The sequence below is a fragment of the Priestia megaterium NBRC 15308 = ATCC 14581 genome (genome assembly GCF_000832985.1).
GTDB lineage: Bacteria > Bacillota > Bacilli > Bacillales > Bacillaceae_H > Priestia > Priestia megaterium.
On the sequence record NZ_CP009920.1, the window covers coordinates 1,193,069 to 1,218,582 of the forward strand.

Consider the following 25,514-nt stretch of genomic DNA (forward strand, 5'->3'; position numbering starts at 1 on the left):
TAGAATTTTCGATTTCTTACCGGCCAAACACAAGGATTACAATGACAACTGAGGCAATAATTCCTACCAAATCTGCCAGTAGACCAACCTTCAGCGCATCTCCCATTTTTTTAATGCCAACCGCTCCGAAATAAACCGTTAAAATATAAAATGTGGTATCTGTACTTCCCTGCATGGTCGATGCCAAACGACCGATAAAAGAATCAGGTCCGTATGTAGAAATTAGATCCGTCGTGATACCAAGAGCAGCCGTTCCAGATATTGGTTTGATAAGAGCTAAAGGTACAATTTCAGCCGGAACGCCGACTGCTTGCAGCATAGGTTTTAAAACAGATAAGAAAAAATCAAGCGCTCCTGAAGCCCGGAAAATAGAGATGCTCACTAACATGCCGACTAAGTAAGGAATGATGGAAAAAGCAATTTGTAATCCGTCTTTCCCTCCCTCTACAAACTTTTCATACGTAGGAATTTTTTTATAGGTTCCATAAAGTAAAATGCATCCTACGATAAGAGGAATAAACATCAATGATACTTGATTAAGCATAGTCATTTTCGTTTTCCTCCTTTTCGTGTACGTCGATAATAAAAGAAGCGATCAATGATGATAGCTCCTATCGTAGCTACAACAGTTGCTAAAAGCGTGGTACCGACAATTTCAGTAGGATTAGCCGAGTTATACGTAATCCGAATGGCAATAACTGTGGTTGGTATAAGTGTTAAACTGGTTGTGTTAAGTGCTAAAAGTGTGATCATAGAACGGCTTGCTTCGTCTCTATCGCCGTTTAGCTTTTTAAGCTGCTCCATCGCTTTAATGCCAAGAGGAGTTGCCGCATTCCCGAGCCCAAACATATTCGCCATCATATTGGACAATATATACCCTAAGGCCGGATGATCTTTTGGAACATCAGGAAAAAGTCTTGTAATGATGGGTCGAAACAGTTTCGCTAACTTGTCGAGAAGCCCTGCACTTTGAGCAATATTCATCATCCCTAACCAAAAGACCAGCACGCTGATTAACCCAATGCTGATGGTCACTGCTTCGCCTGCTCCTTGAAAAATTGCTTTGTTTACATCACCAATTTTTCCATTTATAATCGCAAAAACAATTCCGATAATGGTCAGCAGCATCCAAATAATATTAACCATCTGTTTTGGCTCCAGACTGAATAAACATTAATCGCTTCACTTTATCAAAAAAACCTTTTTGCTGCTCGGACTGCTTTTCGAAATAAATTGGAACACTGTCAATCGTCTCTCCACTTCTATAAATATCGAGCTTTCCTACCACATTTGGAACTTCCCCTGTTTCTTTCCACTGCTTTTTAGGCTGAATTAACGTTGTTTTTACTTCTACAGAGCTTTGTTCTTTCTTTGTGAGCGGATAGACGACATTTCGTTTAATATACAGCTGATCTTTATAGAAAGAATTTTTTATATCGGCCAATTCTCCTTTTGAAGCTAAACTGGTCATATCATATTTATCAAATGCATTTTCATACATGGAAATGTGATCGTTCCAATCATCTGGAGCATTAATCGTTACGGCAATTAAATCCATTCCATCTTTTGTAGCAGTTGTCACAAGCGTTCGTTTTGCTAATTTTGTATACCCTGTTTTTCCGCCAGTACAGTATGCATATAGTGTTGTCAGCAGTTTATTTTTGTTTTTCCACACTCGATCCCATTTCTCTTCAGGATGCTTCATTCGATAGACTTTTGTTCCTGAAATCTCTTTGAAAATTTTATTATTCATTGCATAGCGCATGAGCAGAGCCATATCGTGCGCGGTTGAGCGATGATTTTCATGATCGTCTAATCCGTGCGGATTTTGAAATGTTGTATTTGTCATGCCAATTTCTTCTGCTTTTTTATTCATCAAATAAACAAATCCATCTTCGCTTCCTCCAACGGATTCTGCGATAGCTACAGCAGCATCATTACCTGAACGAAGCATCAAGCCATATACTAAATCTTTTAATTTTATTTTTTCACCTTCAACTAAATACACAGAAGAACCTTCAACACCAACTGCGCTGTGGCTCACAGTAACTGTTTTATTTATTTTGCCAGATTCAATCGCCAGTATTGCTGTCATAATTTTTGTAATGCTAGCAATTCGGCTAACTTGATCTGCATTTTTAGCATATAACACTCTCCCTGATTTCTGTTCCATCAAAATAGCACTATGAGCACTTACGCTCCCCGCTGCAGATGATATGGAAGGCCAACCGCTGAGACATAGCAATACAATAAATAGATAGATGATACTTTTTTTGCTTCTTTTCATGTCATCCCCGTCCCTCTACCTGTTTGTACAAGTTTATGCTCGTCTTTTTTGGTTATGAATGAAAAGATTTGTCCATACAAAAAAGAACATAGAAAAAACTCTATGTTCTTTTACATTTTCACTTCATTTCTTGAAACGATTGAAAAAACAAATCTGCTTCTTGATCGGTTCCTTCTTGTAATAAATCTTCTGGAAGCGGCGGCAGCTCTTCGATACTTTTAAGGCCAAAATAGCCTAAAAATTCTTTTGTCGTTCCGTATAAGATGGCCCGCCCCGCGCCTTCCGCTCGTCCCACTTCCTTTAATAAAACTTTTCCAATTAAAGTTTGAAGAGGTCTTTCCGTTTTCACTCCGCGAATCTCTTCGATTTCAGCTCTTGTAATTGGCTGCTTATACGCTACAATAGCTAACGTTTCAAGCGCTGCTTGTGATAATGATTGATTAGCGGGAGCTTCTACGAGCTTCTCAATATATGGTGCATAGTCTTTTTTTGTGACAAGCTGATAGGCCCCTCCTATTTCAACAAGTGTAACTCCTCTGAACTTACACTCTTGCTTTAAGCTCTCCAAAGCACCTTGAATGTCTTCATGAGGCTTTTCTATAATCTCAGCTAACCGGCTAATAGATAGACCTTCATCACCAGAAACAAAAAGCAAGCTCTCAATAATAGCCTGTAGATTATTCGTTGTCATTCCTCTTCATTCCTTTCTCGATACGATACATAAAGCTCGTCTAGATTGTGCTGCTGTTCCACAACGATTTCATTTTCTTTCATTAATTCCAGCACAGCTAAAAACGTTACAACAATATGATCACGCTCTTGATAAGGAAACAGCTGATAAAAACTTTTTTTCCCTTTAAAGGCTTTTAATTCATTCACAATTTCACTCATGCGCTTGTCAATTGGAATGTCTTGCCTTGCTATTTTCGTCTGCATAGGCTTTTTATTTTGCTTTCGTTTCATCAACTTTTGAAAAGCACTTAGCATATCATACAGTGATATATCCAATCCTTCATCCTGAGGCTGCGTACGTTCTTCTGCATTTATTTGCACATTACTTGGAGGTTTTGTATACACATGACTTTGGTCTTCTTCCAGCTTTTGAAGCTCTACAGCCGCTTCTTTAAACTTTCGATATTCAATTAAGCGCTGCATCAATTCTTCACGCGGATCTTCTTCATCGACCATTTCAATTTCATCCATATCTTCTTCATACGTAGGCAGAAGCATTTTACTTTTAATTTGAAGCAAAGTTGCTGCCATGACTAGATATTCACTGGCAACGTCTAGCTGAAGCTCATTCATTGTATGTATAAACATCATATATTGCTCAGTAATTGTCGCTACTGGGATATCGTAAATATCAATTTCAAATCGGTTAATCAAATGCAGAAGAAGATCTAAAGGTCCTTCAAACGCATCTACTTTTACACTATACTCCACTTTTATCTCACCAACACTTTTCAATTGCTTATCATTTCTGCTGCTTTATATAACGTTACTATCATTAGTATAGAGGATTATAGACACATGTCCAATACAAATTAACGTAAAAATAGGTCATTTGCCCATACAAAAAATTCAAACATACATATGATGTCAAGGTAATAAGATTTTGAAATGGCTGAAGGAGGAACTCGCATGGGTGAAAAATCTTGTGGATACGGTAGCGGTTTCGCTTTAATTGTTGTACTGTTTATTTTATTAATTATTGTTGGTTGTTCTTGCTTACGCTTCTAACCACACATATTGAATAAAAACAAACGTGTTCACCATACCTTGAGCACGTTTGTCTCTTTAAAGGCACCGCGCTGATGAATAGCTAATTTTTGTGATACACTACATATAGAGCCTTACCAGGAGGGAACAAGATTGTATTCACAAGCCTATATTGATTATTTAGTTCATTTTCATGGCGACCGGGATTACTTTGAATGTCATGAACTGCTAGAAGAACACTGGAAAAAAGACGAAAGAGGACACCGCAATATTATTTGGGTTGGCCTTATTCAAATTGCTGTTTCACTCTATCATCATCGACGCCAAAATTTCACTGGAGCCAAAAGAACGATGCAAAAGGCGCTGGCAATTTTAACGAAGGAAGAAGAAAATATTACGCAGCTTGGACTTAATTATCTTTCACTGCTTAAACTTCTTCGCAAACAATTAGCTTTAATCGATACCTATCAGCCATATAAAAGTATTAACTTGCCCATTGAAGATCCAGCATTATTACGAGCTTGCAAACAAAGAAGCACTGATAAACAGCTTGTCTGGTTATCAGCTTCTAATCTGCAAAATGATGCGATTGTTCATCGTCACAGCACGCGAGATCGGTCAGATGTGATTGCGGAAAGACAAGCGAACTTATTGGCAAAACAAAACAACAGGTAGCTTCTAGCTACCTGTTGTTTTATGATGACTAAGATGTGAAAGAAGCTTTCACACCTCACCTAATCATGCTTTTTTTTATTCATCCGCCTGACACTTTTCATAAAACGGAGCGATGATTTCACTCGGCTTAATTTGTGCAGTCGTGTACATTTCTTTAAGAGCTTTAATCATTTTTTTGCCAATACCCTGTTGGCGGTGTGAAGGGTTTACACTGACGTGTTGAACCTCAATCAAACTTTTATCGAGCATGGAAATGCCAACAATCCCAATAATATCTTCTTCTTGCTTCCAAAGATACAGCTGCCAATGTTCGTTTTGCTCATATTCTTTCATCGTTTGTTGAAGTTTTTTTAAATCTTTTTCCGTAGGTACAAACGATAGAAGACCCATGGCAATTTTTTCATAGTTTCGTTTATAGCGAATAAGCATACGATTCTCCCTCGTCCTCAAACTTTCCTACAAATTAATGCGCTGCGTTTTTTACTGCTTTTATCATACAAAATTTATAAGTAAATAGCAATATTACACAAAAGCTTGTCCTATGTCATGCGTGTATGAGAAACCTAATCTATTACGCTTTTTGAGCTGTTGCGCGAAGAAAAAACGCCGTAACCCCCTATAAAAGGTTGTTATGACGTTTTATCAGCTAATATCCATTTATAGCAGTATGCTCTTATTCTTCCCAGACTTTTACTTCTTTCATTACGTCGCCATTTTTCATTTTTAACACTGTATCAAGTCCTTCTGTTACTTTTCCAAATACAGTGTGAACACCGTTCAAATGAGGCTGTGGCTCATGAACAAGAAAGAACTGACTGCCGCCTGTGTCTTTACCAGCATGTGCCATTGATAGAGAACCCGCTTCATGTTTGTGAGGGTTTCCTTCTGTTTCACATTTAATTGAGTAGCCAGGGCCGCCAGCACCTGTACCAGTTGGGTCTCCTCCTTGAGAAACAAATCCAGGGATAACGCGGTGGAACGTTACGCCGTTGTAGAATCCTTCATTAGCTAACTTTTCAAAGTTTTCTACTGTTCCTGGTGCTTCGTTAGGAAATAAATCGATTAGAATTTTTTCGCCATTTTCCATTAGAATACTTGCTTTTTTCATATAAATGACCTCCAATATATGTATTAGTACCGCTATAGGCTCTGTTTCCCCTATCAAAGCGGCAAAACGTAAAAGCTGTAAGTGCCACCTAGAGTAGAACACTTACATTTATAAACTCACTCTATTCTACTACAAACAAGCTCATGAATTCAATGAATGCACTTCTTCACTTTCTTCTCGTAGGGCTCTAAATAAAAAATAGTAGTTGTGAGATGAAACTTTTTATAGTATCATCCGTCTAATACAGTGATAGAGATACATAGATTTCATTTCATATAGAAATCTACGCCTCTAGACTGATTTATGGGAAAATGATGAATTGACTCTGTTACTTCAGACCTGCCCGTATTATAATAGGGCAAGTATGGGATTAAAGGAGGAAAAAGGTTTGAAATTAACGATAAAAGCAATGATGGTGACATTAGGTCTTCTTCTATTCCTAACCGCACCCTTAAAAAGTTTTGCAGATGCTGCTCCGGGCGATGTTATTATTACATTAGGTCAGGACTTAACCAGCTCTCAGAAGCAACAAGTATTAAATGACCTTGATGCACCAAGCAATGCTCAAACAGTAACCGTGACAAACCAAGAAGAGCATGAATATTTAGGTGACTTTATTCCAAAGGCTACTATTGGATCTCGTGCTATTTCATCTTCTAGTATTACCCTTGGTTCAAAAGATTCAGGTTTAAGCGTATCAACTCAAAATATTAATGGTATTACAGACGACATGTATATTAATGCTTTGATGACCGCCGGTGTTAAAGATGCAAAAATCCAGATTACCGCTCCATTTGAAGTATCTGGTACAGCTGCTTTAACAGGTATTATGAAAGCATATGAAGTTCAAACAGATCAAAAAATCCCAGAAGAAGTAAAAAAAGCAGCCAATGAAGAGATGGTCCAGACCTCTGAGCTTGGTGAAAAAATCGGTAAAGAAAAAGCAGCGCAGTTTATGGCAACGATTAAAGAAGAAATTGCCAAAGAAAATCCTCAAACAAAGGACGATTTACGCACGTTAATTCAGCGAGTGGCTGATGATTTAGGTATTAAATTAACAGATTCAGAGCTTAATACACTTGTTGATTTTTTCAATCGTTTAAAAGATATGAACATCGATTGGAATCAAGTAAAAGACCAACTTTCCGCGACAAAGGAAAAAGTAACAACATTTCTTCAGTCAGAAGAAGGCCAATCATTTCTTGATAAATTAAAGCAATTCTTTGTTGATATTATTAATGCTATTAAATCGTTATTCTCATAAAAAAAAGAGCCTCTTGAACAAGAGGCTCTTTTTTACGTTAATCACTCGTTACTTTTTTACCGTCACTTTGTATTTCACATCATTTTTTACAAGGTCTTCATACGTTTCCCGTTTTACGACTAACTGTGCTTCTCCATCTTCTACGAACACGACAGCTGGCTTTGGCAAACGATTATAGTGACTTGCCATAGAATAACCGTATGCGCCCGTACAAAACATCGCTAATAAATCATCTGGGTTTGCTTTTGGGAGTTGTACATCCCACATCAGCATATCCCCCGATTCGCAGCACTTACCCGCGATGGACACGAGCTCATCACTTTCATCATTCATTCGATTGGCAATGACCGCTTCATATTTCGCTTGATACAGCGCAGGACGGATATTGTCGTTCATTCCTCCATCAATCGCTACATATTCACGTACATTAGGTACATGCTTACGAGAACCAATTGAATACAGGGTCGTTCCAGCATCTCCTACAAGAGATCGGCCGGGCTCAATCCAAATTTCAGGAATTTCTACCTCTAACTGTTTGGACTGCTTTTTGACCTCTTCTATAATAACTTCCACATACTGCGAAACAGGAATAGGCTGATCTTCTTCCGTATAACGAATGCCAAAGCCGCCGCCTAAATTTAGTACTTGCGGAACAAATTTTATACGTTGTTTCCACTCTTTCATTTTTGCAAAAAGCTTTTGAGTCGCCATAATAAATCCGGTTGTTTCAAAAATTTGAGATCCTATATGACAGTGAATACCTAAAAGTTCTAGCCCCTTGCTATTTTGTACAAGACGCACAGCTTCGTCTGCTTGACCGTTTTGAAGATCAAACCCAAACTTCGAGTCTTCCTGCCCTGTCAAGATATAATCATGTGTATGAGCTTCAATTCCGGGTGTTAACCTGAGAAGAACAGGCATCTTTTTTTGATACTGTTCCGTTATTTCCTGAAGCAATGCAATTTCATAGAAATTATCAACTACAATGCAACCTACATCTTCTTTGACGGCCATTTCTAGTTCTGCTCGGCTTTTATTGTTTCCATGAAAATGAATACGTTCTTTCGGAAAGTCACCTGCTAAAGCCGTATACAGTTCTCCTCCCGAAACAACGTCTAACGAAAGACCTTCTTCATGAACGACTTGGACCATGGCAATTGTAGAAAAAGCTTTGCTTGCATAAGCGACCTGTGCTTTTACCCCATGCTTTTCAAATGTTTCTTTAAATCCTCTAGCACGCTGCCGAATTAAAGCCACGTCATATACGTAAAGGGGTGTTCCAAAATTTGATGCTAATTCAACCGTATCAACTCCACCAATTTCAAGATGACCCTGCTTATTTATGCGACTTGTTCCGTGTAAAAACATGTTTAGACCCCGTTCCTGTGTATAGTGTAAAAAAGACAGTTAACGGCAATTCGCTGCTAACTGTCTAAATATTTATTATTTTCCATATTTAAAACAAATCTATCACATCTTCATACAGGTTTCAACCACATATTTTGTTTAAGGTTTTGCAGGCTGGCGGTCTTTGTCCTGCGGATGTACAATACTAGGACGCGGATTTGCTCCAGGAACCGGTGTACGAATGATAATCTGCCATAAAGCCTGCGGGTTGAATGGAAGAAACGGCCACAAATAAGGCGTATTCAATGATTTTAGACGCACCATATAGAGAATGATACACGTTGTTGCAATAAGAAACCCTGGAGTATGAAAGGCCGCCACAAAAATTAACAGAAATAATCGCAGCATTTTATTTGCCACTGCTAACTCGTAGCTTGGCGTTGAAAAAGAACCAATGGACGCAATAGCTACATAAAGAATCACTTCTGGAACAAACAATCCTACATCAATGGCAATCTGTCCAATGAGTGCTGCAGCAATCAAGCCCATCGCCGTGGCAAGCGGTGTCGGCGTATGAATGGCGGCCATCCTCAGGAACTCAACCCCTAGATCGGCTAAGAAAATCTGGATAACTGTCGGAATGTTTGTTGTTTCGTTTGGCCCAATAAATTGCAATTTTGCCGGCAGCAGATCTGGTTCAAGTACAAATAACAGCCATAACGGCAATAAGAAAAGAGATGCAAGAATTCCTAAAAATCGTATCCAGCGGATAAAGGTACCGACAGAAGGAGCCTGCCTGTATTCTTCTGCATGCTGCACGTGATGAAACAGCGTAGTTGGTGTAATAATAACGCTTGGTGACGTATCGGTAATAATAATCACATGCCCTTCTAGTACATGGGCTGCTGCTGTGTCAGGGCGTTCTGTATAGCGTACCATCGGAAAAGGATTAATTCCTTGTTTGACTAAAAACTCTTCAATGGATTTGTCAGCCATAGGCAAACCATCTACATCGATAGCTTCCAGTTCATCTTTTATCAGTTTAACCAGTCCTGGATCAGCTACCCCCTTTATGTACCCAATCGCTACGTCCAGTTTCGAACGTTCGCCTACCTTCATAATTTCAAAACGAAACCTTCCGTCACGGATTCGTCTTCTCGTTAACGCTGTATTGATAATGATATTTTCAGTGTATCCATCTCTTGCTCCGCGAATCACTTTCTCTGTATCCGCTTCCTCAGGCGATCTGCCGGGATACGTACGCACATCGACTTCAAAGCCAACTTCTTCACCGTCAATTAAAACGAATAGCAGTCCTGATAAAACCGACACCATTCCATCATCCAGCGTCTTTAAAGGCTTGACTTGCTGATGAATAAGACGGTTTTCAACAATATCCTTTAGCTTTGCTCGTTCAACTTCATTATCATTAATTTGAACGAGCACTTTTGTAATTTCAATAATAAATGAACTGTCGCATAATCCTGTTACATAGTAAACATGAACTTCTCGATCCAAAATAAGTAGTTTACGCACGCCCACATCAAAACTTGTGTTCATACTAGCGTTTTCTTTGAACCACTGATCGTTTTTTTGTACCTTCGAAAAAATTGCTGTTTTCTGCTCTGCTAGCTTACCCAAACGAACCGCTCCTTTCTAAAATAAGTCTTGCTGCTTTTTCTGTAATAGGACATCCCAGTTTAACATCATCCATCCTAGCCATTTTGCCGATATCCCCTATTCCTACAACTAAGGGAATATCGAGCTGATCCAAGCAGTAAACTGTATCTCCATTAATTCGTCCGACTTCTAACTCTTGAATTCCGCTTTTATCCACGCCGTAATGCGATATTTCCCCAAAACGATCAATGGTCACATCCACTCTTGTCCATTCGCTTTGATGAGTACGTGACGCAACAGCAATCACTCCAAGAACTTCTACTTGAGGATGCTTTGCTACATGGAGCAAAGCAATTTCCCCAGGTCCTTCCTCTAAGAAACCGCTATCGTCAAACATTACAAAGACGGGATCATATGGTGCTTGAAGGATTAAATTTACCGTTTGACTACCTGTTAACGTAGTAGGGTTTCCATATGATCTCGAAATGCATCTGCCACCAACCGATTTAGCTACATGCTCAATTGCTTTGCGTGCATATTCATCGCCATCGGTTACAATAATGATCCTTCTTTTTTTCATAATCTTTTATCCTTTCGGCTTAAAGATTAACGCGATAATAAAAGCAAATAAAATAGCTGCTGAAATTCCAGCCGAGGTAAGTTCAAAAATCCCAATCCCAATCCCGATAAATCCATGGTCATCCGCTTGCTTCATCGCTCCGTGCAGCAAAGAATGACCAAAGCTTGTAATTGGAACCGTTGCTCCGGCGCCAGCAAATTCAATTAACTTATCGTAAAGACCAAATCCATCTAAAATCGCTCCTGCAACTACAAACGAACTCATAACATGCGCTGGAGTAAGCTTAGCAAGATCAAGCAGCAGCTGCCCAATAACGCAAATGATTCCTCCTACAACAAAAGCTATTACATACTCCATTGATCATCCCCCTCCCCAATATGTTCTAAGACGACGCCATGAGCAATTGTTGGAATTGACTCTTTTTGCTGAATCATCGTTGGACTTAAAAGAGCTCCTGTTGCTACCATAAACACTTTCTTTAAGTTTCCTGATTTTAATTCATTTAAAATATGCCCATACGTGACAATAGCGGAGCAGCCGCAGCCGCTTCCTCCTGCAAATACATTTTGATCAGGACGGTATACCATTAATCCGCAATCATTATGGTTGGTTGATATATCGTAGCCTTCGTCCTTGAGCAGCTGTTTTAAGATTGGACTTCCTACACCAGATAAATCTCCTGTTAAAATAAGATCATACTCGCTTGGAGCAACGTTTAAGTCTTCCAAATGTCTTTGAATGGTATCTGCAGCAGCTGGTGCCATAGCAGAACCCATGTCGTTTGCATTTTTAATTCCATAATCCATTACCCGACCAATCGTTGCAGAAGTCAGACGCACAATACCTTTTTCTTTTGAGACCAGCGCTGCCCCTGCTCCCGTAATGGTTGCCGTTGCTGTATCTGGTTTTTGTCCTCCGTACTCGGTAGGATTTCTAAATTGGCGCTCAGCCGTTGCGTTATGACTGCTCGCTGATGCAATAACACGATTAGCAAACCCTGCATCTACAAGAGCTGCTCCTGTTGCAAGCGTTTCCATTGATGTGGAGCAAGCGCCAAACATGCATAGAAATGGAATTTGGTTATGCCGCGCTACAAAATTAGCCGTTACGTTTTGATTTAATAAATCTCCAGCCAAAAACAAATCAACGTCTTCATAGGATAAATTTATTTTTTGCAAGCAGGAATCAATGGACTCCGTCATCAGTCTTCTTTCAGCCAACTCCCAGTTGTCTTCTTCACAGTGCAAATCTTTATGTGTAATATCAAATGTTTCTCCTAACGGTCCATCTGCTTCTTTTGGCCCTACTGCTGTTCCTGTCGCATTAATATAAATAGGATTTTCATAAACCCACGTTTGTTTTCCAGTTTTTCTCATAATCCCCCTCTTTTCATAGCAAATAAGTTTTAAAAAGGTAGCGAATAATTCCTACAATGTAAGCCGAAACCGTTCCAAATACAATGACGTTTCCAGCCAGCTTGAACATGTTTGTCGCAACTCCAAGAACAATTCCTTCACTTCGATGTTCAAGCGCTGCACTCGTCATGGAATTGGCAAAACCCGTAACAGGAACGGCTGAACCTGCACCTGCAAATTGACCAATACGATCATATATCCCAAACCCGGTTAAGAGCGCAGATATTAAAATAAGGGTTGCAACGGTAGGATTACCTGCATTTTTTTCATTAAAGTCAAAAAATGCAATATAGAAATTTTGAATTGCCTGTCCTAATGTACAAATGATTCCCCCTACCAAAAAGGCTTTTAGGCAATTTGCCACATATGAAGGTTTAGGCTGAAATGGTTTAATGCTTTCTTGATAGTTATCTTTTAATTTTTGATTATTTGCCATGTTACATACATCCTTTTCTTATTGATTAACAAAATAAATCCAATGAAATAATGATCCGCATACTTTGCCTAGTACAATGGCCATTAACAATAAAATAAGCTTGCCTTCCATTCCTATTCGTTTCGTTAACGTCGGCAATACATTAAGCACTTCTGTTAACGCTGCTGCCAGCATCCCAATAAAAATACCGCTGGTTAAACCTATGATCATAATAAGCAACCCCGGAAACTGCCACGTGTATTGATGAAGACTGCACCATCCGCCTGTAACAGCACCACCTACGACTCCCCACTCATATGCTTGAATGTATTTCATGGTTTTAGTCAGCTGCATTAAACGCGGGATGATGCCCAGCACCGTTAAAAATGCTACAAACCCAGCACCTGCAGCCAGTCCTCCCGCAAGTCCAATTACAATGGTCATCACAATGTTAATGATCATCAATTTTTTTCATACTTTCTTTATTCTCGTGCATAATGACGTATTGATCTAAGTCTTGCTGGTAATTAAACATTTCGACTTCGAGAGGACTAGGCTCTTCATTAATTCGTTTTCTAAAGACATGGTTAAAAAACAGAATCATTCCCAGGCCTAAACCGATAGAGTAAGGCACTTGAATCAGCAAAGGCTGCTTATCTCTCAGACCGGTCAGCATGTAAAACAATTTTTGATGTACTTGTCTCATGCTCACATCTTCGTGAAAGTTCATAATTGCCAAAGCAGCTCCGATGAAGAGAAGAAACCAAACAGCTAGAAAAAACAAAAAGGAATATTGTTTCTTTTTATACATGACCTCTACAATCGTTTGAGCGGGTCCAATCGTCTGAATGTCTAAATGCGGATACCGAGAGGCAACTTTTTCAATTACCTTCATTAAATCAACAATGATAATATTTCGATCACTCATACTTACTTGATATACAACTAGCTTTTCAATTTGCTTTTGAACAGAATCTCCTGCTATAACCATTGCTAATTGTCCAATATTTACAGCTTCATCAGGTTTTACTTGAATACGATGTCTCATTTTAAGATAAAGAACGTTTTCCATTCATATCACACCTTACGATTCATTATCTCCCTGTACGTGTAGTATGGATTTTCTTAAATTTTCTAATTCACGTTTCTGAACAGACCATTAATTACCAAATAAAAAAGCAATCCGTTTCACTATTCTTCTTTGAATAGCAAAACGGATTGCTTCTTAAGTATTACGTATCATTCATATGCAGCTTCATTTGTTTTAAGATTTTCTTCTCAAGCCTCGATACCTGAACTTGAGAAATTCCCAGCCTTGCGGCCACTTCGGACTGAGTTTGATCTTTGTAATACCTCAAATAGACAATGAGCTTTTCACGCTCATCAAGTTCTTCAATTGCTTCTTTTAAGGCAATTTTATCAAACCACTTCGCTTCCGTATGATCAGCAATTTGGTCAAGAAGGGTAATTGGATCTCCATCATTTTCATAGACGGTCTCGTGAATAGACGAAGGAGCACGATTAGCTTCTTGAGCTAGCACTACTTCTTCAGGAGTGAGATCCAAATGTTCTGCAACCTCAGCGACTGTAGGGACGCGTCCAAGTAATTTGGAAAGCTCGTCTTTTGCCTTACGTATTTTATTGCTCATTTCTTTCAGAGAACGGCTAACCTTTACCGTGCCATCATCACGAATAAATCGCTGAATTTCACCAATAATCATTGGAACAGCATATGTTGAAAATTTAACATCATACGATAAGTCAAATTTATCAACGGACTTTAATAGCCCTATGCACCCAATTTGAAATAAATCATCGGGCTCATAACCACGGTTAATAAAACGTTGAACAACCGACCAAACGAGCCGCATATTTTTTTGGACGATTGTATCTCGTGCAATTTGATCACCTTGCTGACTGCGCTTGATGAGGTCTTTAACTTCATGATCCTTTAAATACGGTTCGTTTTTATTTTTTTTGACCTCCACATCCATTGGCAAGTCTCCTTAATTACATAGCGCTTTACTATTTGTTAAGTGCTTTTTTAAATATAAGGTCGTACCTTCTAATACAGTAGACTCCACTCGAATTTCGTCCATAAAGTTTTCCATTATGGTGAAACCCATTCCAGAACGTTCTAGATCTGGTTTGGTTGTGTATAAAGGCTGCTTGGCTTCATCCACGTTATCGATACCAATTCCTTCATCACGAATCATCAGCTCGACTACACCGTCTTCATGAAGCGTCACAGAAATATATACCACACCATCCGGATTGCTTTCGTAGCCGTGAATAATAGCATTTGTTACTGCTTCAGATACGACTGTTTTAATTTCTGTTAACTCATCCATTGTTGGATCTAACTGCGTAATAAATGATGCTACCGTGACGCGGGCAAACGATTCATTTTGACTAAGCGCGGAAAATTGGAGGTTCATTTGATTTTTCATTATGCCACCCCCAATTTTTGAAGCGCGTTTTCTTCATTAGGTTCAAAACGAATAATTTTAAATAAGCCTGACATATTAAACAAACGTTCTACGGCGGGAGAAATAGCGCATACAACCATTTCCCCGCCGTTATTATGAACCTGTTTGTATCTCCCTAAAATAACCCCCAAGCCAGAGCTGTCCATAAAGGTTAAATGCTGTAAATTTAAAATCAAATGGCTGATAGATTCCTTCTCTATCGCTTCGGTGATCTTGCTTCTTAGCTCTTCTGCCGTATGATGATCTAATTCTCCTGTTAATCGAACCAACAAGACATCTTGTTTGAATTCCAATTCAATCGAAAGACTCACTATACAAACCTCCTCGGAAATCTTATAGTCAGTCTTTCGCTGCCGACAGAATAGAATCCTTCTCACCGACAAAACTAGTTCTATTTCGTCACATTTAGCTGTTTAAGATGTTTGAGAGAAAATAGAGAATGTACGTTTGAATATCTTCCACCAAGAAGCAGCATCAATATCTTCTTTTGCAAGAAGCGGTGAAGAACTAACTACTTTGTTATCCTTCTTAATGGTCAACATTCCAATTTTGTCGCCTTTTTGAATAGGCGCATTTAGCTTCTCGTTCATTTTCACTTCTGTTTTAACGTCTTTGGCTGCATTTCCTTTTTTCAATAAAACCGAAATAGGCTCGGACGTAACAGCTGTTACCTGATCTTCGCTACCCTTGTTTACATCTATCTTGGTAATAACGTCTCCTTTTTTGTATAAAGGCTTCGTTGTATATTGACTGAATGCGTAGTCTAACATTTTGGTTACTTGATTATTGCGATCTTTTGGCGTGCTTGCACCGAATACAACCGCTAACACACGCATATTTCCCTTTTTAGCGGTAGCTGTCAGGCAATACTTAGCTTGACCTGTAAATCCGGTTTTGAGTCCATCAACGCCGGGATAAAACTTTACTAAGCGATTTGTATTTACTAACCAAAACTTCTTATCTGTATCCGTGCGCAAATAAGCTTCGTATTTACTTGTATAGTTAATAATTTTTTCATACTTTAGCAGCTCTCTGCCCATCATGGCCATATCATGAGCTGTACTATAGTGATTTTCTACGGGCAGGCCTGTCGGATTTTGAAATTTTGTATGAGTCAAACCAAGCTCTTTCGCTTTTTGGTTCATCTTTGCTACAAATTTTTCTTCTGATCCAGCTAAATATTCAGCCATTGCCATAGAAGCATCGTTACCGGAACCTATCGCAATCCCTTTCAGCAAATCATTTACCGTCATTTCTTCTCCGGGCTCTAAAAAGATTTGTGAGCCTCCCATTGAAGCGGCATATTCACTTGCCCGCACTTTATCTTTTAAGGTAATTTTCCCTTTATCCAAAGCCTCCATAATTAAAATCATTGTCATAATTTTAGTCATACTGGCAGGGGGAAGTTCTTGATTACTATTTTTTTCGTATAGAATTTTTCCTGTATCCCGTTCAATTAAAATAGCTGACCTAGCACTATCAGCAAGCTCCGAATTCTTTTTTTCTGCGGCTAAAACAGGTTGCGTCATAAGTGGAAATAAAAATATGACAACGAGTAACTTTACAATAGTTCGCTTCATCTCCACAAACCTCCATTCTTTATACAACCTATTTTTTCCAAGGTATAATCGATTTATACTAAGGGAAATAAAAAAAGCATCGAGAAATTCTCGATGCTTGAAGTCATATTTTCTTCTTATTTTTGATAAGCTGGAAGCTGCTTTACTACTTCTTTTACAAGCGATAAAAACTGCTGTTTTACTTTTTCAGTCGTTTCAATTACTTCTTCATGATTTAACGGCTGATCTAAAATACCAGCTGCCATATTAGAAATACAAGAAATACCTAGCACTTTCATACCTGCATGGCGTGCCACAATAACTTCTGGCACTGTAGACATACCGACCGCGTCTCCCCCGATAATGCGAAGCATACGCACTTCAGCAGGCGTTTCATATGTTGGACCTGTATTTCCTACATATACACCTTCTTGTAAGGCGATATTTAAATCAGCTCCTACTTTCTTCGCTAATTGACGAAGATCCTTGCAGTAAGCAGTTGACATATCCGGGAACCTTACTCCGAAATCAGAGTCATTAGGTCCAATCAAAGGATTGGTTCCAAAATTATTAATATGATCAGAAATAATCATTAAGTCTCCTGGATTAAAGGATTCGTTTACTCCGCCCGCTGCATTCGTTACAATCAACGTTTCTACACCGATTTCTTTCATTACGCGCACTGGAAATGTTACTTTATCAAGAGCGTACCCTTCATAAAAGTGAAAACGTCCTTGCATAGCTACAACCGGTACGTCATGAATAGTACCTATTACTAATTGGCCTGCGTGACCTTCAACTGTTGAAACCGGGAACTCAGGAATGTCGTTATACGGAATTTTTACCGCGCCTTCAATTTCGTCAGCTAATACCCCTAGTCCAGAACCTAAAATAAGCCCAATTGTTGGTGTAACAGCTGATTGATTTTTAATATATGCTGCTGCTTTTTCAATATATTCTTTTTTCATACTCCATTCCCCCTGCTTAATTCAACTCTTTTAAAAAACTTTTTCCATGTTTAGGCATTGCTACGCCAAAATTTTCTGCTACCGTTGCGCCAATATCCGCAAACGTTTGACGAATAGAAAGTTCTTTTCCTTCTTGCATGCCTTTATTGTACACAAGAAGCGGCACGTATTCACGCGTATGGTCTGTCCCATGATGAACAGGGTCATTTCCATGATCCGCTGTAATAATCAATAAATCATCTTCTTTTAATAAATCAAATACTTCTTCTAAGCGTGCATCATATTCTTCAAGTGCTTGCCCATATCCTTGTGGATCGCGGCGATGACCATAGAGAGCATCAAAATCAACTAAATTTAAGAAGCTTAAGCCTGTGAAGTCCATGTTTAATGTATCAACTAGCTTATCCATGCCGTCCATATTCGATTTGGTACGAAGAGATTTTGTTACCCCTTCTCCGTCGTAAATATCAGAAATTTTACCGATAGCAATAACATCGATGTCATTGTCTTTTAATTCATTCATTACAGTACGTCCAAAAGGCTTTAATGCATAGTCATGACGATTGGATGTACGTGTAAAATTACCTGGTTCACCTAAAAACGGGCGAGCGATAACACGTCCAATCATGTATGGATCATCAAGCGTTAATTCACGAGCAATCTCACAAATTTTGTACAATTCATCAATTGGAACAATTTCTTCATGAGCAGCAATTTGCAAAACAGAATCTGCTGATGTATAGACGATTAAGTCACCTGTTTCCATATGCTGTTTTCCTAGCTCATCCAAAATTTCTGTACCAGACGCTGGTTTGTTCCCAATGATTTTTCGACCTGTTTTTTCTTCTAATTGTGAAATCAGCTCTTCTGGAAATCCATCTGGAAATACATTAAAAGGCGTATCAATATTAAGGCCCATAATTTCCCAATGACCTGTCATTGTATCTTTTCCTGCAGAAGCTTCCTGCATTTTTGTATAGTAAGCCAACGGTTTTTCAGCTTTATCGATTCCTTTAATTTCACGGATATTGCTTAGGCCAAGCTTAGCCATATTAGGCATACGAAGACCGTTGCAGTGCTCTGCAATATGACCAAACGTATCAGCACCTTTATCATTGTATTTTTCAGCATCCGGTGATTCACCGATACCCACTGAATCCATGACAATTAAAAATACGCGTTTATATGTATGCGCCATTTTATTCCCTCCAAATATCAATTTATTTATTCTCTATAAAATTCCCGTTTGGAAATAATTTAACCATCTTCTCTTATTGGTCAGAAGTCTGACCTCTCTATTAGTATAGACGCTTTTTATTTTTTTGTATACATGAATGAAAGTGTTTTCAATCAAAAAAACCAATGTCTATGAACTCATTGGACATTGGAATCTTCCTACGCTCGCGGATGAAACTGATTGTATACATCTTTTAAACGTGCTTTTGTAACATGTGTATAAATTTGAGTGGTCGAAATATCCGCATGCCCGAGCATTTCTTGAACGGCTCTCAAGTCCGCGCCGTTCTCTAACAAATGAGTAGCAAACGAATGCCGTAACGTATGTGGAGTTAATTCTTTTTCAATTTTTGCTTCAGAAGCTAACTTTTTTAATATTTTCCAAAACCCCTGCCTTGTTAAACGCCTTCCGTGATGATTAACAAAGAGTGCTTTGTCCTGTTCCTTTTGCTTTGTTAAAACACTCCGGCTATGCTGTAAATACTCTTCGATAGCCTCCGTTGCCAACCTTCCGATGGGGACAATTCTTTCTTTATTTCCTTTTCCGATACAACGAATAAATCCCATCGTCAAATGTGCATCATCAATATTTAAGTTAACGAGTTCAGACACACGAATTCCAGTAGCATAAAGCAACTCAAGCATCGCTTTGTCTCGTATGCCAAAAGGCGTCGAAGTATCAAACACATTTAACAGCGCCTCTACTTCTTCTGCATTTAGCACTTTTGGCAGCTTGCGCTCAAGCTGCGGGGTATCAATATGAACGGATGGATCTGTATCCGCTGCTTTTTCTCTTAGTAAGAATTGATGAAAAGATCTAGTTGAAGCCACATGTCTCGCAATCGTTTTAGATGACTTTTGCTGATCACTTAAATATTTCAGAAAATTAACGATGTGAAGTCTTGTTACTTCATTAAATGATTTCAGCTGCTCTACATGCTCTAAATATTGAGCATACTTTTTTAAATCTCGTTCATACGAATCAATTGTATTTTTCGCTAGTCCCCGCTCTACTACTAAATAATGAATAAAATCTTGAATTTGATCATTCAATAGCCTCTACTCCCCGTTTTGATAAAACATAAATAAACGCTCTAGCCACGTCTGATCTTTGTTCACACTTGCTTGCATGACCTTAACTGCTGAACCCGACGGCTCATCATAACGTTTATAATTTTGATACTCTTGAGATACCCATATCATTCCAAAATAAAACAAAAGAGTAAACCCGGTAAATAAGATAAATACTTTACATGTATTATATACCATTTCAGCCCATGATTTCATGAAACAATTCCTCCAATTTTTGATTCTATTAGAAGATATGCCAATTAGGACAGGTTTTATACATGTTTCTTGCCTTTATACACTGAGTTCTCTCCTGATGATTTCCTTTCTTTCTATAAAACCATGTAGCTTATAAACTCGTTATTTTTTATTTATGTACAACAAAAAACCTTCTCCATTAGGGAAAAGGCTTTTACTGCTTGTCTTCTTTATCCTGACAGCGATGGCAAATGCCATGAAATGTCAAGCGGTGATCTTTAATTTTAAAATTCCATTGCTTTTCCACAATTTCTTCAACGTCTTCAAGCAAATCTTCTTGAATTTCGTCCACAGATCCACATTCCATACACACAAGGTGATGATGAAAGTGTGCGGCTCCTTCTTGTCTTAAATCGTAGCGAGAAACGCCATCGCCAAAGTTTATTTTATCAACAATTTTAAGTTCAGTTAACAATTCTAACGTACGATAAACAGTTGCCAATCCAATTTCCGGAGACTTTTCCTTGACGAGGAGATATACATCTTCGGCACTTAAATGATCCTCTTCATGTTCAAGAAGTACTCTTACAGTCGCCTCACGTTGAGGTGTCAATTTATAGCTAGCTGAGTGCAACTGCTGCTTAATTCGCTCAATTCGACTTTCCATAATTATTCCCTCCCTCGCCATTCACTAATCCATTATATCAGATGTGTCGAGGGTGTCAAAATAAAGTTATTATTAATAAGAAAAAAGAATTCTTTTTACTTAATACTTATTCTTACTTATTTAATAGAGCCATTACACTTTTCATTAAAGTAGGTGATACGTAAGCTTCAATTGTAGCTGCACAGGCAACCAAACATATCATAGCAATCATGGTTCCGCTGTAGCGTAAAAATGAGGCGGAAATAGGCTCCGCTGCTTTTTTAAAAAACTGCTGCCGCACAAGCTTCAAAGAAAAGGCAACTGAAGCTGCAGACAAGATCAGAAATGCCGGTATGAGAAAGATATTTTGCGGCATAACAGATACAAAAGATAGCGCAAAACCAGAGAGTCCCATTTGATTGACTAAAAAGCCTACGGTAAAACCAATCACCATTCCTTTTAAAAACAGCAGAATTAACACTACAGGCAAACCAATAATGGCGATTCCTAATATCCAAATGAGCCCTAAGTATTTAACATTATGAAAAAAACTTTGCTGAAACATTTCAACGCTGCTTGCTACTTCTCCACTCTTTACCTGTCCGAAAAACCGGTTTAAATAGAAGTACAGGTCTTCTTTTTGATCAAGCGTCAAACTATTTACAACAATAGCCCCAAAAATGATTCCCATTAAAAACAGCACGGTCACAAACAAATAAATAGAACTGTTTTCTTGAAAATGTCTTGCATACGATAATGGCAATTGTTTTTTTCTCATCGTCTTCCTCCTATTAATCGCTTAATAGAGTGTATGATAGAGTACAAAAACTATGCCAAGAATCTTTTGAATCTATCAAATAAAAAAAGAGAATGAGACATAATAAAATCAACCCAATCTAAATAAGATCAAATGAGATAGTATGGATGGCTTGTGAAACGGCTGTCGATTTCCATGCAAGGCTTCGCTTTCCGCGGGCCGCCGGTGACCCTCTTCGTCGCGTACGCTTCTGCGGGGTCTCACCTATTCCGCTTTTCCCGCAGGAGTCTTCGCCTTGCCCTCCAATCAACCGCTAGAACCAACTATATAAATGAAATCTACATTCACCATCACCTTAAAAAAATCCGAACGAATTTGATTCTCCATCAAGAATCTCTATTCATCGTTCGGATTTTCCTTCAACTAAAATATGGTTGTCAAACATTTTTTTAGTTAGAGATACACGCATGCCTGTTTTTTCTCACATCAAATGACGTTTCAATGTAAACCTCTAAATTGCTAGATTGCCGTTCGTATGTAAAAGAAAAAACTCTCTTACTCTCCTAATCCGCTTTTTAACTGTAAGTACTGCACAGCATAGGCTGTTTTTGCATCATAAATTTCCTTGTTTTGAATAAGAGTAAGCGTCTCATCTACCGTAACTTCCATCACTTCAACAAATTCATCTTCGTCTAATTCCGCTTTGGTGGTCATCACTTTTAAATCTTCCGCTAAATAAAGGTGCACCAACTCATCCGCAAAACCTGGTGATGTATAAAAAGAAATAATATGGCTAAGCGAATCTGTTGTATAGCCTGTTTCTTCTTCTAACTCACGTTTTGCCGTCACAATCGGCTCTTCTCCTTTTTCTAGCTTGCCGGCTGGAATTTCGACTAAAATACGATCCATCGGCCTGCGATACTGTTTGACCATAACCATTTTATGGTCGCTTGTTAACGCAATGACAGCTACGGCTCCAGGGTGCTTAACTACTTCTCTTGTACTCGTTTTTCCGTTTGGAAGCTCTACTTCTTCTAAGTACAAATCAATCACTCTGCCTCCAAACAGCTTTTCAGAAGACAGCATTTTTTCTGTTAAATGATCCATTTTCTACACCTCGTTCTATTTTTTTGACTCTTACATATATTCTATCATACAAACCTTGGGAGGTAGAAAAAATGAAAGTTTATGTTCACGAGAAGCAAATAATTTTGGTCGGTAAAGCATGGGAAATCCAGCAAAAGTTAAAAGAATACGGCGAACAATTTCAGTATGTCGATGAATGGACGAACGCTATCTCTCAAAATTTTAATTCTTACAAACAAGCAGACTGCAGACACTAATTGTGCTGCAGTTTTCTAATCTTCTTATTTGAGTTTCCCTCTATCATAGCGCTACAATAGATAGAAACAAGTAAAAAATAAGGAGTGACATATAGTGACATATATGGAAAAAAGACACTTAGGTACTTCAGACTTGCTTGTCAGTACATTAGGTTTAGGGTGCATGTCTCTTGGAACGGAACAAAAACACGCTGTCAATATGATTGATGAAGCTCTCGAATATGGCATTAATTATTTCGATACAGCAGATTTATATGATTTTGGCTTAAACGAGGAGTTTGTGGGACAAGCCCTAAAAAAACGCAGAAATGATATTATTTTAGCCACAAAAGTGGGGAATCGCTGGAATGATGCAAAAGACAGCTGGACATGGGATCCGTCTAAAGCTTATATAAAAGAAGAAGTAAAAGAAAGCCTGCGCCGTCTTCAAACAGATTACATCGATTTATATCAACTGCACGGAGGAACCGTTGAAGACAATATTGAGGAAACGATTGAAGCATTTGAAGAATTAAAACAAGAAGGCGTCATTCGCTACTATGGCATTTCATCTATCCGCCCAAATGTGATTCGAGAGTATGTGCAAAATTCTTCTATTGTTAGCGTCATGATGCAATACAGCTTGTTAGACAGACGCCCTGAAGAAAGTGCACTTCCTCTTTTACATGACAACGGCATTAGCGTTGTAGCCCGAGGTCCAGTAGCCAAAGGGCTGCTAACCGAAAAAGGAGAGCAAAAACTTGCTGCATTCGAGGGCAAGGGCTATTTAGATTATAGCGGTACGGAATTAGCAAAAACGCTAGAAGAATTTCGTCACGTACGACCAACTTACTCTCTAAACTCAACTGCACTTCAATACTGTTTAGCTAATCCTGCGGTAGCCTCAGTTGTAGCAGGAGCAAGCTCTTCTTCACAGCTTCGCGAAAACGTCAAAGCTGTCGAGACCTCCCCGCTACAGCCTACTGAAGTTAACAAGCTGCAATCGATCTTTAAAACAAATCAATATGAAGCTCACCGTTAAAAAATAAAAGCGCCTTTACCGGCGCTTTTATTTTTTAAACTCGGACCAGTTCATATCACTTTCATTTAACAGTTCTTCAAACGATTTATTTTTTTCTTTTTCTTTTCGAATTCGAGCAGCTTCTTTACGCTCTGTTTCTTTCTGCTCTTCTTCTTTTAAAGAAAGCGCCTGTTTTTTAGCTTGAAGCTGTTTTAATAAGCTATCATTTAGCTGATCTTTGATACTAAGCTGATCACTTTGTTTTTGTGCTGATTGTTTTTGCTTTTTTTTAGCCATCACAATTCCCCCGCTACTTTAATTGAGAGATATTGTATCATATTCTTGCTTTTGTTACCAAAAATCAAAATGCATCTAGTTTTACATGTTCATCAATGATTAAAGTTGGCTCTGTAGATTGTTGAATATCTTCTACCGTATAACCTTTCGCTACTTCGACAAGTTTTAGGCCTTCTGCCGTAATATCAATGACCGCTCGATCTGTAATAATACGATCTACTACCTCTTTTCCTGTCAGAGGGAGAGTGCACTCATTTAAGATTTTAGGTTGGTCTTTTCTCGTCACATGTTCCATAATGACAATGATGCGCTGCGCTCCATGAACTAAATCCATTGCACCGCCCATTCCTTTAATCATTTTCCCAGGAATCATCCAGTTAGCCAAGTCACCAGTTTTTGAGACTTCCATGCCTCCTAAAATCGCAATATTAATATGCCCTCCGCGAATCATGCCAAACGATTCAGCACTGTCGAAGTAAGAAGCCCCTTTTGTCGCCGTGACGGTTTCTTTACCTGCATTAATTAAATCAGGATCTACTTCTCCTTCTTTCGGATATGGTCCAATGCCTAACAGACCGTTTTCGGACTGAAGCACCACCGTTTTATTATCTGAGATATGATTAGCCACAAGCGTTGGAATACCAATTCCAAGGTTTACATAAAATCCGTCCAAAATTTCTTTTTCAGCACGTTTTGCAATTCGCTCTCTCACGTTCACGCCGTTTTCAATCATGAAAAATCTCTCCCCTTTTGTTATTTTTGAACGGTTAAACGCTCAATACGTTTTTCTTGTTCACCAATAATTAACGATTGAACATATACACTAGGTGTGTGGATAATATTTGGATCAAGTGAGCCTGTTGAATGAAGTTCCTCCACTTCTGCTATCGTCACTTTTCCTGCTGCTGCAATCATTGGGCTGAAATTGCGCGCTGTCTTGTTATACACTAAGTTCCCCATATGATCGGCTTTCCAAGCTCTAACCAAACTAAAATCAGCTTTTAACGCCTCTTCTAGTAAATATTCTTTTCCATCAAACACGCGAACTTCTTTTCCTTCAGCAATGGGTGTTCCCACTCCCGCTGGTGTATAAAATGCAGGTATGCCCGCTCCGCCGGCGCGAATCTTTTCAGCTAGCGTGCCTTGAGGTAGCAATTCTACTTCAATTTCTCCTGACAATACTTGTCTTTCAAACTCTTTATTTTCTCCCACGTAAGAACCAATCATCTTTTTAATTTGTTTGTTTTTCAGAAGCAGTCCAAGTCCCCAGTCGTCTACGCCGCAGTTATTTGAAATTACGGTTAAATCTTTTACCCCTGTTTCAACTAACGCTAAAATCAAATTCTCCGGAATTCCACATAAACCAAAACCACCGACCATAATCGTAGCACCGTCGTGAATATCTTTCACCGCTTCTTTAAACGACGTATGTACTTGTTTCATACATAACCACCCCTTCGTTATTTTTGAAAACGCTTTCTAATCTATTATAAAAGATTTTTATTTCTTTTTAAATATATATA

35 protein-coding genes are annotated in these 25,514 nt (G+C 38.6%); 5 read left to right on the plus strand and 30 right to left on the minus strand.

Features of this window, described 5'->3' with window-relative positions; translation table 11 throughout:
• Positions 1-16: 16 nt before the first annotated feature.
• The 5 genes from BG04_RS06640 to BG04_RS06660 all read right to left on the minus strand — a co-directional run bounded on the left by BG04_RS06640 (position 17) and on the right by BG04_RS06660 (position 3,730).
• Positions 17-550, minus strand: coding sequence for a spore maturation protein (locus BG04_RS06640; RefSeq protein WP_013084923.1), 534 nt, complete (start codon positions 548-550; stop codon positions 17-19).
• Positions 547-1,146, minus strand: a complete 600-nt coding sequence (locus tag BG04_RS06645) for a nucleoside recognition domain-containing protein (protein WP_013059057.1) — start codon at positions 1,144-1,146, stop codon at positions 547-549. Before BG04_RS06645 ends, BG04_RS06640 begins: the two co-directional genes overlap by 4 nt.
• Positions 1,139-2,287 (minus strand): D-alanyl-D-alanine carboxypeptidase family protein, encoded by a 1,149-nt coding sequence (locus BG04_RS06650; protein WP_034649021.1) that lies wholly within the window; start codon positions 2,285-2,287, stop codon positions 1,139-1,141. The genes BG04_RS06645 and BG04_RS06650 overlap by 8 nt, the downstream gene beginning before the upstream one ends.
• Before the next feature lie 118 nt (positions 2,288-2,405).
• Complete coding sequence (gene scpB, locus BG04_RS06655) at positions 2,406-2,978, minus strand: SMC-Scp complex subunit ScpB (protein ID WP_016765498.1); 573 nt, start codon at positions 2,976-2,978, stop codon at positions 2,406-2,408.
• A complete protein-coding gene (locus tag BG04_RS06660) occupies positions 2,975-3,730 on the minus strand; it encodes a segregation/condensation protein A (RefSeq protein ID WP_013059060.1) in 756 nt (251 codons plus the stop codon). Before BG04_RS06660 ends, scpB begins: the two co-directional genes overlap by 4 nt.
• A 198-nt stretch (positions 3,731-3,928) precedes the next feature.
• Between BG04_RS06660 and BG04_RS29570 the strand changes: the two genes are divergently transcribed.
• Together BG04_RS29570 and BG04_RS06665 are read left to right on the plus strand one after the other, a co-directional pair.
• Complete coding sequence (locus tag BG04_RS29570; protein ID WP_170836726.1) at positions 3,929-4,027, plus strand: YjcZ family sporulation protein; 99 nt, start codon at positions 3,929-3,931, stop codon at positions 4,025-4,027.
• A 132-nt stretch (positions 4,028-4,159) separates the two neighbouring features.
• Complete coding sequence (locus BG04_RS06665; RefSeq protein WP_034649019.1) at positions 4,160-4,681, plus strand: DUF309 domain-containing protein; 522 nt, start codon at positions 4,160-4,162, stop codon at positions 4,679-4,681.
• A 75-nt stretch (positions 4,682-4,756) separates the two neighbouring features.
• Here BG04_RS06665 and BG04_RS06670 read toward each other — a convergent pair whose 3' ends face one another.
• Together BG04_RS06670 and BG04_RS06675 are read right to left on the minus strand one after the other, a co-directional pair.
• The gene (locus BG04_RS06670) at positions 4,757-5,110 is read right to left on the minus strand and encodes a GNAT family N-acetyltransferase (protein ID WP_013059063.1); all 354 of its coding nucleotides are present in this window, start codon (positions 5,108-5,110) and stop codon (positions 4,757-4,759) included.
• A gap of 244 nt (positions 5,111-5,354) precedes the next feature.
• Entirely contained in the window at positions 5,355-5,789 is a 435-nt protein-coding gene (locus tag BG04_RS06675; protein ID WP_013059064.1) for a peptidylprolyl isomerase, read from the minus strand.
• A gap of 388 nt (positions 5,790-6,177) precedes the next feature.
• Between BG04_RS06675 and BG04_RS06680 the strand changes: the two genes are divergently transcribed.
• Entirely contained in the window at positions 6,178-7,053 is an 876-nt protein-coding gene (locus BG04_RS06680) for a DUF1002 domain-containing protein (protein WP_013059065.1), read from the plus strand.
• Between the two features lie 48 nt (positions 7,054-7,101).
• Here BG04_RS06680 and lysA read toward each other — a convergent pair whose 3' ends face one another.
• From lysA to BG04_RS06775, 20 genes are all read right to left on the minus strand, one after another.
• Positions 7,102-8,421, minus strand: a complete 1,320-nt coding sequence (gene lysA, locus BG04_RS06685) for a diaminopimelate decarboxylase (protein WP_016765500.1) — start codon at positions 8,419-8,421, stop codon at positions 7,102-7,104.
• A 138-nt stretch (positions 8,422-8,559) separates the two neighbouring features.
• On the minus strand, positions 8,560-10,041 hold the full coding sequence (locus BG04_RS06690) for a spore germination protein (RefSeq protein WP_034649016.1): 1,482 nt from the start codon (positions 10,039-10,041) through the stop codon (positions 8,560-8,562).
• Entirely contained in the window at positions 10,034-10,600 is a 567-nt protein-coding gene (gene spoVAEA / locus BG04_RS06695; RefSeq protein ID WP_016765502.1) for a stage V sporulation protein SpoVABEA, read from the minus strand. Before spoVAEA ends, BG04_RS06690 begins: the two co-directional genes overlap by 8 nt.
• A gap of 6 nt (positions 10,601-10,606) precedes the next feature.
• A complete protein-coding gene (gene spoVAE / locus BG04_RS06700; protein ID WP_016765503.1) occupies positions 10,607-10,957 on the minus strand; it encodes a stage V sporulation protein AE in 351 nt (116 codons plus the stop codon).
• Complete coding sequence (gene spoVAD, locus BG04_RS06705) at positions 10,945-11,976, minus strand: stage V sporulation protein AD (RefSeq protein WP_013084932.1); 1,032 nt, start codon at positions 11,974-11,976, stop codon at positions 10,945-10,947. Before spoVAD ends, spoVAE begins: the two co-directional genes overlap by 13 nt.
• Before the next feature lie 13 nt (positions 11,977-11,989).
• Positions 11,990-12,451, minus strand: coding sequence for a stage V sporulation protein AC (gene spoVAC, locus BG04_RS06710; protein WP_013059071.1), 462 nt, complete (start codon positions 12,449-12,451; stop codon positions 11,990-11,992).
• 18 nt (positions 12,452-12,469) lie between these two features.
• The gene (locus BG04_RS06715) at positions 12,470-12,892 is read right to left on the minus strand and encodes a stage V sporulation protein AB (protein WP_016765504.1); all 423 of its coding nucleotides are present in this window, start codon (positions 12,890-12,892) and stop codon (positions 12,470-12,472) included.
• The gene (locus tag BG04_RS06720; RefSeq protein ID WP_016765505.1) at positions 12,882-13,502 is read right to left on the minus strand and encodes a stage V sporulation protein AA; all 621 of its coding nucleotides are present in this window, start codon (positions 13,500-13,502) and stop codon (positions 12,882-12,884) included. Before BG04_RS06720 ends, BG04_RS06715 begins: the two co-directional genes overlap by 11 nt.
• Positions 13,503-13,662: 160 nt before the next feature.
• On the minus strand, positions 13,663-14,424 hold the full coding sequence (sigF, locus tag BG04_RS06725) for an RNA polymerase sporulation sigma factor SigF (RefSeq protein ID WP_013059074.1): 762 nt from the start codon (positions 14,422-14,424) through the stop codon (positions 13,663-13,665).
• 12 nt (positions 14,425-14,436) lie between these two features.
• Entirely contained in the window at positions 14,437-14,880 is a 444-nt protein-coding gene (spoIIAB, locus tag BG04_RS06730) for an anti-sigma F factor (protein ID WP_013084935.1), read from the minus strand.
• A complete protein-coding gene (gene spoIIAA, locus BG04_RS06735; RefSeq protein ID WP_013084936.1) occupies positions 14,880-15,230 on the minus strand; it encodes an anti-sigma F factor antagonist in 351 nt (116 codons plus the stop codon). Before spoIIAA ends, spoIIAB begins: the two co-directional genes overlap by 1 nt.
• A gap of 102 nt (positions 15,231-15,332) precedes the next feature.
• Positions 15,333-16,499: a D-alanyl-D-alanine carboxypeptidase family protein gene (locus BG04_RS06740; RefSeq protein WP_025750447.1), complete on the minus strand. Its 1,167-nt coding sequence runs from the start codon at positions 16,497-16,499 to the stop codon at positions 15,333-15,335.
• 116 nt (positions 16,500-16,615) lie between these two features.
• On the minus strand, positions 16,616-17,446 hold the full coding sequence (locus tag BG04_RS06745) for a purine-nucleoside phosphorylase (protein WP_013084938.1): 831 nt from the start codon (positions 17,444-17,446) through the stop codon (positions 16,616-16,618).
• 16 nt (positions 17,447-17,462) lie between these two features.
• Complete coding sequence (gene deoB, locus BG04_RS06750) at positions 17,463-18,644, minus strand: phosphopentomutase (RefSeq protein ID WP_013084939.1); 1,182 nt, start codon at positions 18,642-18,644, stop codon at positions 17,463-17,465.
• A 197-nt stretch (positions 18,645-18,841) separates the two neighbouring features.
• Positions 18,842-19,735 (minus strand): site-specific tyrosine recombinase XerD, encoded by an 894-nt coding sequence (gene xerD, locus BG04_RS06755; RefSeq protein WP_013059080.1) that lies wholly within the window; start codon positions 19,733-19,735, stop codon positions 18,842-18,844.
• Between the two features lie 6 nt (positions 19,736-19,741).
• Positions 19,742-19,969, minus strand: coding sequence for a YqzK family protein (locus tag BG04_RS06760; RefSeq protein WP_013059081.1), 228 nt, complete (start codon positions 19,967-19,969; stop codon positions 19,742-19,744).
• Between the two features lie 193 nt (positions 19,970-20,162).
• The gene (gene fur, locus BG04_RS06765; RefSeq protein WP_013059082.1) at positions 20,163-20,615 is read right to left on the minus strand and encodes a ferric iron uptake transcriptional regulator; all 453 of its coding nucleotides are present in this window, start codon (positions 20,613-20,615) and stop codon (positions 20,163-20,165) included.
• A gap of 112 nt (positions 20,616-20,727) precedes the next feature.
• Complete coding sequence (gene spoIIM / locus BG04_RS06770; protein ID WP_013084941.1) at positions 20,728-21,372, minus strand: stage II sporulation protein M; 645 nt, start codon at positions 21,370-21,372, stop codon at positions 20,728-20,730.
• Positions 21,373-21,490: 118 nt separating this feature from the next.
• Positions 21,491-21,661, minus strand: coding sequence for a hypothetical protein (locus tag BG04_RS30930; RefSeq protein WP_162837682.1), 171 nt, complete (start codon positions 21,659-21,661; stop codon positions 21,491-21,493).
• A gap of 245 nt (positions 21,662-21,906) precedes the next feature.
• The gene (locus BG04_RS06775; RefSeq protein ID WP_034649011.1) at positions 21,907-22,458 is read right to left on the minus strand and encodes an NUDIX hydrolase; all 552 of its coding nucleotides are present in this window, start codon (positions 22,456-22,458) and stop codon (positions 21,907-21,909) included.
• Between the two features lie 71 nt (positions 22,459-22,529).
• On the opposite strand from BG04_RS06775, the gene mciZ reads away from it, so the two are divergent.
• Together mciZ and BG04_RS06785 are read left to right on the plus strand one after the other, a co-directional pair.
• The gene (gene mciZ / locus BG04_RS06780) at positions 22,530-22,694 is read left to right on the plus strand and encodes a Z-ring formation inhibitor MciZ (RefSeq protein ID WP_034649009.1); all 165 of its coding nucleotides are present in this window, start codon (positions 22,530-22,532) and stop codon (positions 22,692-22,694) included.
• Between the two features lie 103 nt (positions 22,695-22,797).
• Positions 22,798-23,715, plus strand: coding sequence for an aldo/keto reductase (locus BG04_RS06785; RefSeq protein ID WP_034654982.1), 918 nt, complete (start codon positions 22,798-22,800; stop codon positions 23,713-23,715).
• Between the two features lie 27 nt (positions 23,716-23,742).
• Here BG04_RS06785 and BG04_RS06790 read toward each other — a convergent pair whose 3' ends face one another.
• From BG04_RS06790 to BG04_RS06800, 3 genes are all read right to left on the minus strand, one after another.
• On the minus strand, positions 23,743-23,991 hold the full coding sequence (locus tag BG04_RS06790) for a YqkE family protein (RefSeq protein WP_034649007.1): 249 nt from the start codon (positions 23,989-23,991) through the stop codon (positions 23,743-23,745).
• A 64-nt stretch (positions 23,992-24,055) separates the two neighbouring features.
• Positions 24,056-24,724, minus strand: coding sequence for a 3-oxoacid CoA-transferase subunit B (locus BG04_RS06795; RefSeq protein WP_034649004.1), 669 nt, complete (start codon positions 24,722-24,724; stop codon positions 24,056-24,058).
• A 20-nt stretch (positions 24,725-24,744) separates the two neighbouring features.
• Positions 24,745-25,434 (minus strand): CoA transferase subunit A, encoded by a 690-nt coding sequence (locus tag BG04_RS06800; RefSeq protein WP_013084945.1) that lies wholly within the window; start codon positions 25,432-25,434, stop codon positions 24,745-24,747.
• Positions 25,435-25,514 lie beyond the last annotated feature (80 nt).

Excerpts from the sequence above, each read along its gene's own strand:
- BG04_RS06640 (WP_013084923.1), bottom strand. The coding sequence starts at position 550 with ATGACTATGCTTAATCAAGTATCATTGATGTTTATTCCTCTTATCGTA.
- BG04_RS06645 (WP_013059057.1), bottom strand. The coding sequence starts at position 1,146 with ATGGTTAATATTATTTGGATGCTGCTGACCATTATCGGAATTGTTTTT.
- BG04_RS06650 (WP_034649021.1), bottom strand. The coding sequence starts at position 2,287 with ATGAAAAGAAGCAAAAAAAGTATCATCTATCTATTTATTGTATTGCTA.
- scpB (WP_016765498.1), bottom strand. The coding sequence starts at position 2,978 with ATGACAACGAATAATCTACAGGCTATTATTGAGAGCTTGCTTTTTGTT.
- BG04_RS29570 (WP_170836726.1), top strand. The coding sequence starts at position 3,929 with ATGGGTGAAAAATCTTGTGGATACGGTAGCGGTTTCGCTTTAATTGTT.
- BG04_RS06670 (WP_013059063.1), bottom strand. The coding sequence starts at position 5,110 with ATGCTTATTCGCTATAAACGAAACTATGAAAAAATTGCCATGGGTCTT.
- BG04_RS06675 (WP_013059064.1), bottom strand. The coding sequence starts at position 5,789 with ATGAAAAAAGCAAGTATTCTAATGGAAAATGGCGAAAAAATTCTAATC.
- lysA (WP_016765500.1), bottom strand. The coding sequence starts at position 8,421 with ATGTTTTTACACGGAACAAGTCGCATAAATAAGCAGGGTCATCTTGAA.
- spoVAEA (WP_016765502.1), bottom strand. The coding sequence starts at position 10,600 with ATGAAAAAAAGAAGGATCATTATTGTAACCGATGGCGATGAATATGCA.
- spoVAE (WP_016765503.1), bottom strand. The coding sequence starts at position 10,957 with ATGGAGTATGTAATAGCTTTTGTTGTAGGAGGAATCATTTGCGTTATT.
- spoVAD (WP_013084932.1), bottom strand. The coding sequence starts at position 11,976 with ATGAGAAAAACTGGAAAACAAACGTGGGTTTATGAAAATCCTATTTAT.
- spoVAC (WP_013059071.1), bottom strand. The coding sequence starts at position 12,451 with ATGGCAAATAATCAAAAATTAAAAGATAACTATCAAGAAAGCATTAAA.
- BG04_RS06715 (WP_016765504.1), bottom strand. The coding sequence starts at position 12,892 with ATGATCATTAACATTGTGATGACCATTGTAATTGGACTTGCGGGAGGA.
- BG04_RS06720 (WP_016765505.1), bottom strand. The coding sequence starts at position 13,502 with ATGGAAAACGTTCTTTATCTTAAAATGAGACATCGTATTCAAGTAAAA.
- sigF (WP_013059074.1), bottom strand. The coding sequence starts at position 14,424 with ATGGATGTGGAGGTCAAAAAAAATAAAAACGAACCGTATTTAAAGGAT.
- spoIIAB (WP_013084935.1), bottom strand. The coding sequence starts at position 14,880 with ATGAAAAATCAAATGAACCTCCAATTTTCCGCGCTTAGTCAAAATGAA.
- BG04_RS06740 (WP_025750447.1), bottom strand. The coding sequence starts at position 16,499 with ATGAAGCGAACTATTGTAAAGTTACTCGTTGTCATATTTTTATTTCCA.
- BG04_RS06745 (WP_013084938.1), bottom strand. The coding sequence starts at position 17,446 with ATGAAAAAAGAATATATTGAAAAAGCAGCAGCATATATTAAAAATCAA.
- deoB (WP_013084939.1), bottom strand. The coding sequence starts at position 18,644 with ATGGCGCATACATATAAACGCGTATTTTTAATTGTCATGGATTCAGTG.
- BG04_RS06760 (WP_013059081.1), bottom strand. The coding sequence starts at position 19,969 with ATGAAATCATGGGCTGAAATGGTATATAATACATGTAAAGTATTTATC.
- fur (WP_013059082.1), bottom strand. The coding sequence starts at position 20,615 with ATGGAAAGTCGAATTGAGCGAATTAAGCAGCAGTTGCACTCAGCTAGC.
- spoIIM (WP_013084941.1), bottom strand. The coding sequence starts at position 21,372 with ATGAGAAAAAAACAATTGCCATTATCGTATGCAAGACATTTTCAAGAA.
- BG04_RS06775 (WP_034649011.1), bottom strand. The coding sequence starts at position 22,458 with ATGGATCATTTAACAGAAAAAATGCTGTCTTCTGAAAAGCTGTTTGGA.
- mciZ (WP_034649009.1), top strand. The coding sequence starts at position 22,530 with ATGAAAGTTTATGTTCACGAGAAGCAAATAATTTTGGTCGGTAAAGCA.
- BG04_RS06785 (WP_034654982.1), top strand. The coding sequence starts at position 22,798 with ATGGAAAAAAGACACTTAGGTACTTCAGACTTGCTTGTCAGTACATTA.
- BG04_RS06790 (WP_034649007.1), bottom strand. The coding sequence starts at position 23,991 with ATGGCTAAAAAAAAGCAAAAACAATCAGCACAAAAACAAAGTGATCAG.
- BG04_RS06795 (WP_034649004.1), bottom strand. The coding sequence starts at position 24,724 with ATGATTGAAAACGGCGTGAACGTGAGAGAGCGAATTGCAAAACGTGCT.
- BG04_RS06800 (WP_013084945.1), bottom strand. The coding sequence starts at position 25,434 with ATGAAACAAGTACATACGTCGTTTAAAGAAGCGGTGAAAGATATTCAC.